Origin of the sequence: Oleidesulfovibrio sp., from assembly GCF_047973035.1 — a bacterium.
Taxonomy (GTDB): Bacteria; Desulfobacterota; Desulfovibrionia; order Desulfovibrionales; family Desulfovibrionaceae; genus Oleidesulfovibrio.
Window position 1 is genome coordinate 17,354 of the sequence record NZ_JBKEBF010000029.1, and the last position, 13,852, is coordinate 31,205.

General features: G+C 53.8%; 11 protein-coding genes and 1 riboswitch. Of the genes, 3 read left to right on the forward strand and 8 right to left on the reverse strand.

Going from position 1 to position 13,852, the window contains the following annotated elements:
* Positions 1-114: 114 nt before the first annotated feature.
* Positions 115-221, reverse strand: a riboswitch (glycine riboswitch).
* Between the two features lie 567 nt (positions 222-788).
* The 5 genes from ACK5LI_RS08660 to tgt form a co-directional block, all read right to left on the reverse strand.
* Entirely contained in the window at positions 789-2,954 is a 2,166-nt protein-coding gene (locus tag ACK5LI_RS08660; RefSeq protein WP_416948271.1) for a thioredoxin domain-containing protein, read from the reverse strand.
* Between the two features lie 228 nt (positions 2,955-3,182).
* Positions 3,183-4,013 carry a YdcF family protein gene (locus ACK5LI_RS08665; protein ID WP_416948273.1) on the reverse strand — a complete coding sequence of 277 codons (831 nt, stop codon included), beginning with the start codon at positions 4,011-4,013 and terminating at the stop codon, positions 3,183-3,185.
* Between the two features lie 191 nt (positions 4,014-4,204).
* Entirely contained in the window at positions 4,205-4,657 is a 453-nt protein-coding gene (locus ACK5LI_RS08670) for a GNAT family N-acetyltransferase (protein WP_416948275.1), read from the reverse strand.
* Positions 4,658-4,906: 249 nt separating this feature from the next.
* Complete coding sequence (locus ACK5LI_RS08675) at positions 4,907-6,247, reverse strand: tetratricopeptide repeat protein (RefSeq protein WP_416948277.1); 1,341 nt, start codon at positions 6,245-6,247, stop codon at positions 4,907-4,909.
* Between the two features lie 19 nt (positions 6,248-6,266).
* The gene (gene tgt, locus ACK5LI_RS08680) at positions 6,267-7,400 is read right to left on the reverse strand and encodes a tRNA guanosine(34) transglycosylase Tgt (protein WP_416948279.1); all 1,134 of its coding nucleotides are present in this window, start codon (positions 7,398-7,400) and stop codon (positions 6,267-6,269) included.
* 224 nt (positions 7,401-7,624) lie between these two features.
* Between tgt and ACK5LI_RS08685 the strand changes: the two genes are divergently transcribed.
* On the forward strand, positions 7,625-8,026 hold the full coding sequence (locus tag ACK5LI_RS08685) for a hypothetical protein (protein WP_416948281.1): 402 nt from the start codon (positions 7,625-7,627) through the stop codon (positions 8,024-8,026).
* 203 nt (positions 8,027-8,229) lie between these two features.
* Here ACK5LI_RS08685 and ACK5LI_RS08690 read toward each other — a convergent pair whose 3' ends face one another.
* Both ACK5LI_RS08690 and ACK5LI_RS08695 read right to left on the reverse strand, forming a co-directional pair.
* Positions 8,230-9,003 (reverse strand): hypothetical protein, encoded by a 774-nt coding sequence (locus ACK5LI_RS08690; protein ID WP_416948283.1) that lies wholly within the window; start codon positions 9,001-9,003, stop codon positions 8,230-8,232.
* 93 nt (positions 9,004-9,096) lie between these two features.
* Complete coding sequence (locus tag ACK5LI_RS08695; protein WP_416948285.1) at positions 9,097-9,948, reverse strand: DUF1848 domain-containing protein; 852 nt, start codon at positions 9,946-9,948, stop codon at positions 9,097-9,099.
* A 21-nt stretch (positions 9,949-9,969) separates the two neighbouring features.
* Here ACK5LI_RS08695 and ACK5LI_RS08700 point away from each other — a divergent pair, with 21 nt between their 5' ends.
* Positions 9,970-10,296 (forward strand): hypothetical protein, encoded by a 327-nt coding sequence (locus tag ACK5LI_RS08700; RefSeq protein ID WP_416948287.1) that lies wholly within the window; start codon positions 9,970-9,972, stop codon positions 10,294-10,296.
* Between the two features lie 97 nt (positions 10,297-10,393).
* On the opposite strand, the gene ACK5LI_RS08705 is transcribed toward ACK5LI_RS08700, so the two are convergent.
* Positions 10,394-11,644 (reverse strand): BPL-N domain-containing protein, encoded by a 1,251-nt coding sequence (locus ACK5LI_RS08705; protein WP_416948289.1) that lies wholly within the window; start codon positions 11,642-11,644, stop codon positions 10,394-10,396.
* Positions 11,645-11,813: 169 nt separating this feature from the next.
* Here ACK5LI_RS08705 and ACK5LI_RS08710 point away from each other — a divergent pair.
* Positions 11,814-13,852, forward strand: a 2,039-nt coding sequence (locus tag ACK5LI_RS08710) for a valine--tRNA ligase (protein ID WP_416948291.1), incomplete at its 3' end; no start/stop codon positions are given.

A 13,852-nucleotide genomic window follows, 5' to 3' on the forward strand; every position in this document is an offset into this window, starting at 1 on the left:
GAGACGGACTTCGAGTCTACTTGAAGAGCGATCGGCGCAGCGTCGTGCACAAACCTGCGCATGAAGGCGAAAGTGGTCCCTGACGTACAGACGTGAGGACGCAATACGTCATTAAAGGGGCCCTCTGTCCTTTTACCTGAGAGTTTCACCGGTTACGGAGGAGTGTAACCGGCTTGCTCCTTCGGTGCTCCCACAGGGGGAGTCTCTCCAGAGGCTCGTCAAACAGCAGTCCTTTTGCCTGAAAGATTTACTTCTTCGGCGTCTTCAACCGGGGGTGTGGAACGGTTGAAAATCTCTCCTGCTGTCGTCATCCGAATCCAATACAGGGACAGCCTGTTTACTTAACCAGACAAGAGAAGGCAAGAGAAAATCGATTTTTTAATAAAATTGTCTGTTTTGCAGTATGTTACGTCGATATCAAGATGCCAGTTTTTTCTGTTGCTGACAGCGCATAACGTATGGCTGTGGGCGCTCTGTTGAAAAAGCAACATACAGCAACGCGTGGCTGGCGCATGTAACACAGATTGTGAGTAAGGACACTGCAGCAAAAGGGGAAATGCTTTGCAGGGAGTGCAGTGTTGCTACGTAGAGTGTGCTTTTTCATGTGCCGGTACTGCACGATGTTTTGCACAATACAGACTTGGGAGCCTTCTCGGTAAGGATTTGCTGACAACAGGTTGATTACGCACTACACACGCACACGAGGTGCCCCATAACTGTGTGCAGGCAGGCCTCGTCCGGTCGATGCCTGCCTGACTTGTTATCGAATCATGCCGGTTCGCGAAGGACTATGCTTTGTGTCCGGCTGCGATAACTACTTTGGCTCTCAGTACCTCTGCATCTTCAACAGGGGGTGAGCATGTGTAGTTTTCACAGATGTAGGCAGAAGCTTTTTGTTCTTTGGGCATCAGGTGTGCAGCAAAGGGCGCGACCTGCATCAGGTCGTCTGCATTGGTTGGCGTGCGCAGCACAAGGCAGGTATCGGGCGCGTAGCTGCTGGCAACTGCCGCGATAAGCTTCTCGGTATCGGGGTTGTCCGCTTCGCCCGAAATTACTACGGTTCTGCCGCCGCAGGATAAAAAGTCCACGCCGCACAGCAGCATGGCATAGCCTCCGGGCATGTGGCGAACCTGTGTGGAAAGTGCCTCCAGCAGCCTGGCAGCCCGTTTTTCATAATCCAGATTTCCAGTCAGCCGCGCCAGCCTTGCAAGGTTAAGCAGGGCAATGGAATTGCCGGAAGGATAAGCCGCGTCGTACGCTTCTATAGGACGCAGAATAAGCTCTTCGCTTTTTACTGCTGTCAGAAAGTAGGCTCCTGTGGCGGCGTCCGCAAAAAGATCTTCCTGCTGTTGCTGCAAACGTATTGCATCTCGCAGCCAGCGTACTTTGCAGGTGCTTTCGTACAATGCAAGAAGGCCGGATATGAAGAACGCGTAGTCATCAAGGCAGGCAGCAACAGAGGCTTTACCATTGCGCCAGCGGTGCAGCAGCGTGCCGTTTCCGTCGTGGATATTGTACAGTACAAAGTCTGCCGCGCGGGCGGCTGCTTCGGAATAGTGCGGTGCGTCAAAAGCCATTCCGGCGCGGGCCATAGCTGTTATCATCAGCCCGTTCCAGTCTGTCAGCACCTTGTCATCCAGATGCGGCCGCGGGCGTCTGTTGCGGGCTTCCAACAGCCGTGCACGCATATCGTCCACCCGATGGCTCAGCTCATGCTTCCCCATTTGCAGTGCGGGAGCCAGCAAGGACAACGGTTTTTTCAGATGCAGGATATTACGTCCTGTTTTTTGTCCGGTGGTTTCGTCGTGATAATTGCCATCTTCATGCAGATTCCATATCTGGCGCGCCAGAACGGCATCCTCTTTGGGCAGAAGCGTCTGGATTTCATCCAGTGTGAAGAGGTAAAAAAGCCCTTCGCCGTGTTCCGGCGACTCGCCTTCTTCCGGCCCTTCCGGCGCATAACTGTCCGCATCTTCCGCAGTCAGAAACGCTCCTTGGGGCAGCGTCATGTCGCGCAGGATATACATCATCACTTCTTCCGCAGTACGGCGGAATGAAGCCCTGCCGGTATTCTGCCAGCCCTCGGTATAGGCCATTACCAGCATGGCCTGATCGTAGAGCATCTTCTCGAAGTGCGGCACCAGCCAGTGCTCGTCTGTGCTGTAGCGGTGAAAGCCGTAGCCGATGTGATCGTACACTCCGCCAAGGCGCATGGCTTCAAGCGTATGCGTGACCATATCCAGCAGCTTTGCGCGTTTTGCAGCATCCTGTGTCCGGCGAGCATGGCGCATGAGCAGCAACAACGAGTGCGGAGCAGGAAACTTGGGGGCAGAGCCGAATCCGCCATGCTTTTTGTCATAGCGTTCAGTCAGTGTGTTTACTGCCTGCTGTACAGTTTCCGCATCGGGGATAATGCCCTTGGAAGAACGCATTAGTCCCTGCGCGTGTTTTTGCATGTGTTCGACTATGGAATCTGCAGAAGCGTGTACATCGTTGCGCTTGTTTCGCCATATGTCGCGGATACGCGGGATAAGTTCCAGCAGACCCGTACGCCCGCCACGGGAGTGTTTAGGAATATAGGTCGCTGCAAAAAAAGGTTTGCCGTCAGGTGTCATCACGATGGTCAGCGGCCAACCGCCGGAGCCGGTAAGCATCTGACAGGCAGACATATATATGCTGTCTATGTCCGGCCGGTCTTCGCGGTCCACTTTGACATTGATAAATGATTCATTGAGCAGTTCCGCCACAGCTTCGTCTTCAAAGGATTCATGCGCCATTACATGGCACCAGTGGCAGGTGGAATACCCGATGGACAGAAACACAGGCTTGTCCTGTTGTCTTGCCAGGTTAAATGCATGCTCACCCCACGGATACCAGTCAACGGGGTTCTGTGCGTGTTGCAACAGGTAGGGGCTGGATTCGCGGGAAAGTCTGTTGGTGTGGTGTGCCTTCATATGAAACCCCCTCAGGAGTTTTGCAATGCGCGGGAGGCGAATTCACCTTGCGTGGTAAAGACTGTGCATTGTGCTGAATGAATTGACAAAGCATTTGTAACGGCAGGCGCAAAAGCTGCTTTGCTTTGTCAGACTTATAGCTTGTATAACAAAATATAATGCACTGGCACAAAAACGCCAGCATCAGCGCGATAAAGGCAGGTGAGCGAAGCGTAACGATATTGGCCGCTACTTTTGTTCTGCTGTGCGGAAGGCTCCTCCTGCCAGGTAAAAAAATGTTTTCATCCCTTCCAGCAGCAAGTTGCGTGCCGAGTCCTGACTGGTCCACCACGACTGATTAAAGGGATCATACGGGCTGCCGGCAGTTATTACGTTGCAGTTCGGCAACGCATCCTGAAACACTAAGCCGGAGCGCGGTGCGTGGATGGGCGCTGTAACTACCAGCACCGTCAGCTTTTGGTCGCCGATAATATCAGCCAGCGCTTCTGCCTCTCCTATCGTGCTGATAAGATTGTACCCGTACATCCGGATGTCTCGCATAGGTACACCTTTGTCCGTCAATATGCGTACATAGACTTCCGGTTCGTCCGGAATGCTGTACCCGTAGCGCTCCATGATTTTTGCCTCGCGCCATGGAAAAGTGCGTGAAACATACACAACGGGGGCATAGCCTCTGTTGTAGAGGTCTGCGGCAAACATGGCGCGGTAAAAACCGCCGCCCAGTACAACCATAAGGTCCGCTTTTTCCTTCGGATACTCTGCGGTTGCATTGCTGGAAATCCAGAACAGACCGCCGATAAAAAGCGTGCACAACAGCGTGCCAGTAACCCCGATGATGGCAAAAGAGGTTTTAAGCCGTTGCAGTGCGCGGCGGGATTTCTGTTTTGGCTGTGGTGCGTTGCTCCGAGGCGTTGAAGAAGGCGGGGAAGGTTCCTGTGGAGTGCGGGAATATTCCGATCGGGTAGCGGCGGACGTGGAAATGGGTACGGAAAAAGATTCCCGTGCCGAGTTGTTGCGGGAAAAATTTTTCTGATCTTTGCTTTTTGCTGAATCTGGCATGGCTGCAACCTGTATCGGGTCTGAGTAGATGAAGCAGATAACGGGGCAAGATAATTTTATACTGCCTTGGCGTTGCGGGCAATGTGTAGCATGCCATGCATACCGGATGAAAGGGGATGATTGCTGTGCAAATGCCAAAGCGGCAACTGACAACCCCCGTCTGCCGCTTTTCATTTCGAATTATACAGGTGCTACTCTGACTTTTTATCTAGCCGCAGATGCAGGATGGGAAAAGGATTACCTTCGCCATCCAGCGCAGACCGGCTGTCGATTTCAAATCCGTGATGCTTGTAGAAACCTGCAGCAGCGGGATTTTGTTCGTTTACGTCAACCTGAGTAACATCCATACGGCTGATGGCGTGCAGCAACAGTTGTGAACCTATCCCTTTGCCGAAATGAGAAGGGGCGATGAACAGCATTTCGAGCTTGCGTCCTGAAACTCCCATAAATCCTACGATCGTGCCCGCGCTGTCTTGCGCACAAAGCAGTGTTACGGCTTTCAGGTAATTGTGACGGATGAGCGGGCGCAATCTGTCTATGTCCGCTTCTGTTAAAAAATGATGCGTGGCACGTACTGACTGCTCCCAGAGTTCTGTAATGGCGTCGTATTCTGCTTGTGAAGAAGAGGTGATGGTAATGTTCATGATGCATAATCTGATGTTGATATGTGAATGAGCTGGCCCTGTGGCCCGAAGGATTCTGTTCGCCTCCGTTTTTCTATTGGCGGGCAGATTGCATGGCAGGTAGTCAGGCGGTCTGATTTGCCCCAAGCGAGGAATCTGGACAGCTGCAAATGTATTGCGGCCGCATCCGGACTTTTTTGCAAACAGGCTGGCAGTGCCGGTGCATACGCAGGCACTTCATGCATCCATGCATGATTAGTTACTCATTGTCTACGGATTCAGATTTTTCATGCGGTACTTTTTAGCCAGTTCTTCAGCCTGTGCCAGCTGCTCATCGTTCAGCAGCGGTGCGATGGACTCTTTCGCCAGTCGTGCGACAAAACGCTTACCGGTTCCAAAGCGGGAGTCCGTAACCACTTTGGCCCATGCATAAGCAGAAACAGGATCAGAATCGGTGCCGATGCCGTGCAGGTAAAGTTGTACAAGGCTGAGTTGCGCCCGCCGGTGGCCGGACTCTGCAGCTTGTCTGATCAAGGTAAAGCCCTTCTGGTCATCAGGCGTTGTGCCCCGTCCGGATTTATAGGCAAGTCCCAGCTCATAGATTGCGTCCGGCATTTTGTATCCTGCAGCCAGAGAAAGCAACGATAAGCCTTTTGCCGTGTTTTCAGGAGCATACCTGCCGTGCAGATACATGCGGCCCAACTGGTAAAAGGCTTTGTGCTCACCCGCTGCCGCGGCGCGCTCCATCCATTGCAGGCCGTATTCTTCCGGTGCTCCACCCATATCTTCTGTATACTCCACAGCCAGCAGATATGTTGCCGTGGCGTTGCCAGATGCAGCCTGTTGCCTGAGGGGCTGTATGCCGCTGTTAAAGACAATGGCGGTAGGGTCGAGTTCTTCTATGCGGCTTGCGCCGGCGTATTGTTCTGCAAGCAATAAGGCTTTGCGAAGCTGCTCTGGAGTCATTTCCCGTACGCTGCGCGCGTTCAGAACTCCTTCGCCAAGCAGTCCGGCAACGGTCACATCATCACGTGCGGCAACGCAGGCTGCCCATGCCACGGCCTGCACCAGATTTCTGGGTGTTCCTGTGCCGCTGAGAGACATGGCAGCCACAGTTCCCTGAGCATTAGGTTCTCCGCCTTGCGCTGCCTGCAAAAACCATTTGAACGACAGTTCGTCGTTCTGCTCTACGCCGTAGCCTAACTGATAGAAGCTGCCCAGCTGTGCTGGGGCATCGATATCGCCCATGTCGGCTGCCAGAGTATAAAGCCTGACGGCCTCCGGCAGATTCTGAGTAACACCTGCCCCTTCCTGATATTTGTAAGCCAGCAGATTGATGGCGTCAGCATTGCCACCGTCGACAGCCTTCGTCAGCCAGTACATCCCTGTTTCTGTGTCCGGATTTTTGAAATCGCTGTACAGAGCAATGCAGGCAAGGCGCATCTGCGCGTCGGTGTCTCCGGCTTCAGCCAGACTTTTCAGAGAGGGACGGGCAGTGTGGCAGGCGGAGGCTACTATCAGCAGCAGAACAGCAAAGGCCGCACTAAGCAATGCAGTGCGGCCTTTAGCAGTCTGCTTTCTCATGACGTGGTGTGTCTGTAATGAAAGCATCTTGTTTTTTCCTGAGTGGTTACGGGCAAAGAGCCGCTTCCTGCGGATAGATGGCGTCAAAGCGGCTTTTATATTCCGCAAAGGTACCCTGTGCGATTGCTTCACGCGCACCGCGGACAAGGTCGAGGAAGTATGTCAGGTTGTGAATGGAGTTCAGCCTGTATGACAGAATCTCCTGCGCATGGAACAGGTGGCGCAGATAGGCGCGACTGAAAGTGCGGCAGGTGTAACACGAACAGTTCGGGTCCAGCGGGCCGTCATCTTCGGCAAATTCGCGGCGTTTGATATTGATCTTGCCTTCAGAGGTATACAACGTGCCGTTACGTGCGTTGCGGGTGGGCAGTACGCAGTCGAACATGTCGATACCGGCATTGATACCGTTTATGATATCAAGCGGGGTGCCTACACCCATCAGGTAGCGGGGCTTGTGTGCGGGCAGAAACGGGGCACTGTGATAGAGAATGTCCATCATTTCTGTTTTGCTTTCGCCCACGGACAGGCCGCCCAGCGCAAAACCGTCAAAGTCAATCTGCGTCAGTTCACCGATGGACTCTTCGCGCAGGTCTTTAAAGAACCCGCCCTGAGTGATGCCGAACAGCAGGTTGTCGCCGGTCCCTTTGGGGTATGCATCGCGGCAGCGTTGTGCCCAGCGGGTGGTCATTTTCAGGGAGCGGGCAGTATATTCTTTATCAGCGCCGTACGGCACACACTCGTCCAGCACCATCATGATGTCTGAGTTGAGGTTGCGCTGTATGGAAATAACTTTTTCCGGCGTGAACATATGCTTGGAACCGTCAAGATGCGAGCGGAATTCAACGCCTTCTTCGGTGATGCGGCGCAGATCGCTGAGGCTGAACACCTGAAAGCCGCCGCTGTCGGTCAGAATAGGTTTGCGCCACGCGTTAAATTCGTGCAGGCCGCCACGCCGTGCCACCAGCTCGTCACCGGGACGAAGGTAAAGGTGGTAGGTATTGCCAAGTATGATTTCTGCGCCGATGGCATCCAGATCATCGGGAGCAACTCCCTTTACGCTGCCCACCGTGCCCACAGGCATGAAGATGGGAGTGCGCACAGGGCCGTGTGCAGTCTGCAGCACGCCGGTGCGTGCCTTGCCGTCGGTCGCATGTAAAGTAAATTCACCTATGTTTGCCATGAGGCGCACCATAGCCGCGAGAGGCGCTCTTGAAAAGCCCAAAACAATGTGTGTCACCGGACCATAAAAAAAAGTTACAACAAAGTAAAAAATAATTGCTCATTGTCCGTTAAAAAAACCATACACTGAGACTAGGACTCCGAAAATCGCCATGAGGCGCCGAGGCAGAGGTATACGTGCCGCTTTAGTCACGATTCGCACATCAAACGCACTGAGGGATCGCTATGAACGAAATCAGAGTTAAGCGTAACGGCAAAGAAGACCTTGTGTTTACCGGTGAAGAACTAGTTGTCGTGGATGATCGGGAGTGGATGGGCATAGCACCCAACTGGTGGGAACTGCGTTTGTATCGCACTGCGGTGGGCAAGTATATTCTGGCATCAACTTTTCATCTGAACTACCCCAGACGCGGCCAGATGCACGGTGCGGTTGTGTTTTCTTCCAGAAGCGACGTGGGTGAATACCTGCGTGAATGCAACAGCCCCAATATGATTGTAGAAGCTTTGATGCGGCGGGCCTCGCTGCGCGAAATGTATTATGACAGAAAGCGCGAGCTCGAGCGTGAGCGTATGCAGGTGCCTTTTGTCGAGGCGTTACTTGAAGCCGGTGCCAGCATGGCATCCTGATTTTGACAATAGTACGGTTGCAGTTGTTCTGAGTTTTGCGGATGTGTGCGGACACAGTGCTCGGACGATAACGATACAACATTCTGCGACAGAAAATTACGCACGAGAAAGGCGGCCTCACGGCCGCCTTTTATGTAGCTTGAATGCCGGCTTTATCAGAACGGGTAGAGCTGACTGAAGGCCGGACAGAAAGCAGGCAGGGGCTAGTTGAACAGGTTTTTAACTGCATCGCCCATTTTGCCGCCTTGTTCCTTCACGGCATCGGTACCTTTGCCAAGCCCTTCGGTAATGCCTTTGGTGGCTTCGCGGATACCGCTGGTTGCGGCCTTGCCTACAGCATCATTCAGTGCGCCGAAGATCTTTTCCAGAGCTTCCGCAGGGGTTGCTCCCTGCTTTTCGCGGCCGATATCTTTCAGGTGGATGTCGGGCAGCGGAGCACTGATGCCTTTGCCGCCCAGTTCTGCCATGGTCAGGCTTACATTGCCGCCGCGTACGATGAAGTTGTCAATAATGACCTTACGTTGCGAATCGGCATCGGCTGGTTGTTCTTCAGCAGGAGCCTGCGGGCTTTTGTCGGATGCCACGGATTTTTTTACGTTGTTCAGCAGAGCTGTGAAGTTGTCTGTTCTGCCGGATTTTTCGTAAATAATGTCAGGATTAACAATTTCCACCAGATGGATGACAATGGTGTCTTTGGTCAGGCTGTCCTTGTCGATTTTAACAAGCACACCGTCCACCTTCATGGCGTGGTCGCTTTTAAAGCCTGCGGGGTTACCCAGCATAAAACCTTCAAGCGAGCCTTTGCCCGACATGAAAGAAACATCAGCTTTGTTCAATGATACATTGGCCTTTGTCAGTTCGGGGCCGAAGGTGTTTACCGCTTTTTCAATAATGGGGTTGATGGAAAGAACCAGTGTGACCACAAGGCCCACAATAATTACACCTAAAACGCCTACCAGCAATAACAGCTTTTTCATGGCGGATTCTCCTTGGTAACTTATGAAAATAGTAGCTTGGGGTATTCTATAGGTGAAATAGTGAAACGGGGCAACCAGATCGGCGTTTTTTTGCTATCGGCGCGCATAACAATATACACAGCCGAAGCGGCAGGTGCCGTAGCGGCCTATGTCTATGCTTTTAGCACACAGGCAGTGTTGCCTTTGATTACGGTCAGATACATTTGCAACCGTTTTACCTGCAATGCATTCCAGCAGAACAGCATCAACACAGGGACCAGCCAGTGCCGCCGATGATGTTTTTGGCGATGCGTTTTTTCCTGTGGCGGGTGTGCAGCACGTTTGCAGGGCAATGGCGTGTTGCTGTGCGACAGCGGCAAATTGATTCGCCATCTGTAGTTTAGCATGTTCACCGGGCAAGGTGGTTTGTATGCCGTTTTGTGCAAGTGCCGCAAGGGCCTTGCGTGTTTTTGCGTATGGTTCAACAAAGCTGATGACACACCGCTCGGTGGCATTCTGCAAGAGGCCGCATAATCCGGCGTAGTTTTCTTCGTGCCATGTGGCAGGAGTTACGTCTGTCAGAATGACAGGATCATAGCGCCAGATAACCCGATGCGGGCCGATGCGTCCGGCAAGTTCGCAAAAACTGCCGATGGCAGCTTGTGTCTGCGGGGCGCGGGGCTCAATGGCTTCCGGATAACCGGTGATTGTCCATAAAAAGTAGTAGGGAATGCCTCGGTCATCCAGCTCATGCAGATGCGGCATAAGAGGGGCGGCGTTGCGCGTCCAGAAGACAATGCCGTCCACGTCTTGCGGCAGCAACGATACGCGCCTGACCTGCTTTGCGTTGAACGGGTTTGCTACTTCGCACCAACCCTGCCGGATACGCTCAATAAACCAGCGCGAGTGAAAAGCAGGCAAATCTGTGCGGCGCGATGCGGATATGATGCGGGGCTGTTCAATCATAATACAAGAATAGCATATATCATGAGCGGGGTAGTAGCCCTGATTACCATATGTACCTGCACTGCTGTGCCTTACTTTTTTTCGCCGGACTACTCAGGCAGGCCTTCCCGTGGAGATGGGGGCTGTCTGCAGCAAAATAAGTCACAGGCAGGCTGCGGGGCAGCAGCGTCTTCATGGTACAGGCAGTGTGGCTGCCTGTGCTGGCCGCTGGTCCGGCTTGTCCGGTGCATCCGTGTGGCGGCGGGCATCGTAGCTGCCAGTCCGCAGCCAGCATCACGGGATGCATTGCAACATGCCGGTATCGTAGCTGTCAGGCCGCTGCCGGAGGCTGAACCGTTCCAGTGTTGATGTTTGCAGCGTCTGTAACGACTACTCCTTGCATGATGCTGGTGTGCATAGCGCCAAGTTCGGGCAAGGTCGTGCCCGTGCCGTATCAATTGCCCCTTTACCGGCGGTCACCATGCGGCAATTGCAGATAAAGCAGCTCGTCCAGCGTATCCAGCAGTTCCTGATACAATCCCCCGCTGTCCATGGGCGGGCCGAAGAGCGCAGCACGCTGATTGCGCAGTGACTCGCGTGAAACCGTCTCCGGAAAAGTTTTGGACAGCGTCATGGCAAGGCGTTCCGCCAGCAGATAGCCTTTTACACCTTCATGGAAAAGTTCCAGCTTGCGCATAAATTCCGAATGGTGGTTCTGCCAGTATGCTTTGCTTTCGACCGTGGGGTGAGTGGACACAGCCGTAACAATGGCGGAATACAGGTTGTTCAGGTTGGCACCGGGAATGCCCGAACGCCAGCCGATAAGCCATGAGTTGCGTTTGAAGAACAGACAGTGGTTACGGCCGATGGTGACAATATCATCAAAGATGGCGCGGGCACGGATGAGATCACCGTCCTGCCATACGGCAGGCTGGTTTTCCAGATCCCACGAAGGAACATTGCTTTTCGGTGCCTCAACGCCGGAAAGTGATTTGATAATGTGCAGAAGCCACTGGTTCGCAACAGGTGAATCTGGCGTTTCCAGATGGGTATAGCTTAAAACATAGCGGCCCTTGCCGTAGCGACCGGAAAGAATGCAGGGTTGTGCTTCCAGAAATGTCGGGCGCAGGCGGATATCGTACAGCGATTCCCATTCCGAGAACGTGCCGGGGGGCAGTGTGTCCAGCGGCAGGTCTGCCACCCAGAAGTCGTCACAGGGTGTTGTGTATGTGGCAAGCACCTCTACATCGCCTGTTTCTTCCGGTGCAAACCGGCCGGGCCACCATATGGGTACGGGCGGTTCTTTGCCTATGGATTGGGGGACAAGGTCATGGCTTGCCTGCACGTTGGCCTGAATATGGCCGCTGACAAAATGCTGCATCCTGTCTGTAAACTTTGCACGTCCCCACGGGCACAGCCCCAACCCTTCACTGCCGGAAAGACCGAGTCCGGCCCCGCCGCAAAAGCCCAGATATGCTCCGCCTTGCTCCACGTAGTCGCGTATGGCCTGCATGCCTGCATCGCCCAGCGCCACTGATTTCATGCGGGCGTTGCCTCCCGGAACAAGCAACAGAGCAGGCGGCTTGCCAGAAAGCAGTCCCTGCGCTATTTCTTCCCCCCTGACAAGACGGTAGGGCAGGCTGAGGGATTGCGCCGTACGCCATGCGAGTAGCCCCCAGATATACGAGGCGTCCCATAATATATAGATGCTTGACATAGCTCTTCCGCTCATTAGAGTTGTCCACTTGACGTCTGCCCGTTGCGGCCGGACGTACTGTATGGATGACGCGGCACCTTATCAGCCGCCGCAGGTAAATGCAAAAGGCACACGCACCGTAATGCGGCTGCGTACCACATACAAATAGTATAGTTCCGGAGTTTTTCAAATGGCCGAAAACGCGCTACCCAAAGGCTATGAGCCTCAGGATATCGAAAACCGGTGGCGAACCCACTGGGAGGAAAATAAAACGTTTACACCGGATATGGACGCCGAGGGCGATCCGTATTCCATAGTTATTCCTCCGCCAAATGTTACCGGCGCCCTGCACATGGGCCATGCGCTTAACCTGACGCTGCAGGATATTTTGTGTCGCTACCACCGTCAGAAGGGCCGCAAGGTACTGTGGGTTCCCGGAACCGACCATGCAGGCATCGCCACCCAGAACGTGGTTGAGCGCCAGCTTGCCAAAGAAGGCAAAGGCCGCCACGACCTTGGCCGCGAAAAATTTATTGAACGCGTTTGGGAATGGCGTGAAGAATACGGCAACCGTATTCTCGGTCAGATCCGCAAGATGGGCGCATCCGTCGACTGGACCCGCGAACGCTTCACCATGGACGAAGGGCTTTCCCGCGCAGTCCGTCAGGTCTTTGTAAAACTGTACGAAGACGGCCTCATCTACAAGGGCGACTACATCATTAACTGGTGTCCGCGTTGCCACACCGCGCTTGCCGACGACGAAGTCGATCACTCTGCGGAAAAGGGCGCACTGCACTACATCAATTATCCGCTGGAAGATGGCTCCGGCCACCTGACCATTGCGACTACCCGCCCTGAAACCATGCTGGCGGACACCGCCATTGCCGTGCACCCCGAAGATGAGCGCTTTGCTCACCTCATCGGCAAGCATGCCATTCTGCCGCTGGTCGGTCGCAAGCTTATCATCATCGGCGATAAGTACGTTGACCGCGAGTTCGGTACCGGCTGCCTGAAAGTGACTCCCGCGCATGACCATAATGACTGGGAGCTGGGCCGTAAGCACAACCTTGAGGTGCTGAACATCCTGACCGAAGACGGTTTGCTGAGCGAAGATGCAGGCCCTGACTTTGCAGGTCTTGATTGCCCCGCAGCCCGTAAGAAAATTCTGGTTATGCTGGAAGAAAAGGGCTTCCTTGACCGTATTGAGCCGCATGATCACAATGTGGGCCATTGCTACCGCTGCAAGACTGTGGTTGAGCCTTACGTTTCCACCCAGTGGTTTGTGGCAATGACCAAGCTGGCACCCCGTGCCCGCGCCGCGGTACCTGCCCAGACCCAGATTTTTCCCGAAACATGGGAAAAGACGTATTACAACTGGCTGGATAACATCCGTGACTGGTGCATCTCGCGTCAGATCTGGTGGGGGCATCGTATCCCTGCATGGACCTGTGAAGAGTGCGGTGAGCTGATTGTTGCCATGGATGCCCCGACCTCGTGCAAATGCGGCTGCACTAAGCTTTCGCAGGACGAGGACGTGCTTGATACGTGGTTCTCTTCCGCCTTGTGGCCCTTCAGCACCATGGGCTGGCCCGACAACACCGAAGAACTGAAACAGTTCTACCCCACATCCGTACTGGTGACCGGTTTTGACATCCTGTTCTTCTGGGTGGCCCGCATGATGATGATGGGTCTGCAGTTCATGGATGAGATTCCGTTCCATCATGTGTACATTCACGCGCTGGTGCGTGACGAGCACGGCAAAAAAATGTCCAAGTCCACGGGTAACGTTATCGACCCCGTGGAAATGATCGACAAATACGGCACCGACAGCCTGCGTTTCACTCTGACTGCGTTTGCCGCTATGGGCCGTGATGTCAAGTTGTCTGAAGCCCGTATCGAAGGCTACCGCCATTTCATCAACAAAATCTGGAACGCAGCCCGTTTCGCTCTGATGAACCTGCCGGAAGAAAAGCCTGCTGCATGCGATCTTGATAAAGTGGAAGGCCTACACCATCGCTGGATTCTGCATCGTCTTGAAGAAGTTAAGCAGGCCATCGACAGTTCGCTGACTTCATACCGCTTTAACGAAGCTGCCCAGACGTTGTACAAATTCTTTTGGAATGAGTTGTGCGACTGGTACCTTGAGCTTTCCAAGCCCGACATGCAGGCTGGCGGAGAGCGCCGCGAACAGGCTCAGTTTGTGCTGTGGACTGCCCTTAAGGAAGTGCT

Bases quoted from the DNA above. Each gene is read 5' to 3' on its own strand.
- ACK5LI_RS08660 (WP_416948271.1), bottom strand. From the start codon at position 2,954: ATGAAGGCACACCACACCAACAGACTTTCCCGCGAATCCAGCCCCTAC.
- ACK5LI_RS08690 (WP_416948283.1), bottom strand. From the start codon at position 9,003: ATGAAAAAGCTGTTATTGCTGGTAGGCGTTTTAGGTGTAATTATTGTG.
- ACK5LI_RS08670 (WP_416948275.1), bottom strand. From the start codon at position 4,657: ATGAACATTACCATCACCTCTTCTTCACAAGCAGAATACGACGCCATT.
- ACK5LI_RS08665 (WP_416948273.1), bottom strand. From the start codon at position 4,013: ATGCCAGATTCAGCAAAAAGCAAAGATCAGAAAAATTTTTCCCGCAAC.
- ACK5LI_RS08685 (WP_416948281.1), top strand. From the start codon at position 7,625: ATGAACGAAATCAGAGTTAAGCGTAACGGCAAAGAAGACCTTGTGTTT.
- ACK5LI_RS08705 (WP_416948289.1), bottom strand. From the start codon at position 11,644: ATGTCAAGCATCTATATATTATGGGACGCCTCGTATATCTGGGGGCTA.
- ACK5LI_RS08700 (WP_416948287.1), top strand. From the start codon at position 9,970: ATGAGCGGGGTAGTAGCCCTGATTACCATATGTACCTGCACTGCTGTG.
- tgt (WP_416948279.1), bottom strand. From the start codon at position 7,400: ATGGCAAACATAGGTGAATTTACTTTACATGCGACCGACGGCAAGGCA.
- ACK5LI_RS08695 (WP_416948285.1), bottom strand. From the start codon at position 9,948: ATGATTGAACAGCCCCGCATCATATCCGCATCGCGCCGCACAGATTTG.
- ACK5LI_RS08675 (WP_416948277.1), bottom strand. From the start codon at position 6,247: ATGCTTTCATTACAGACACACCACGTCATGAGAAAGCAGACTGCTAAA.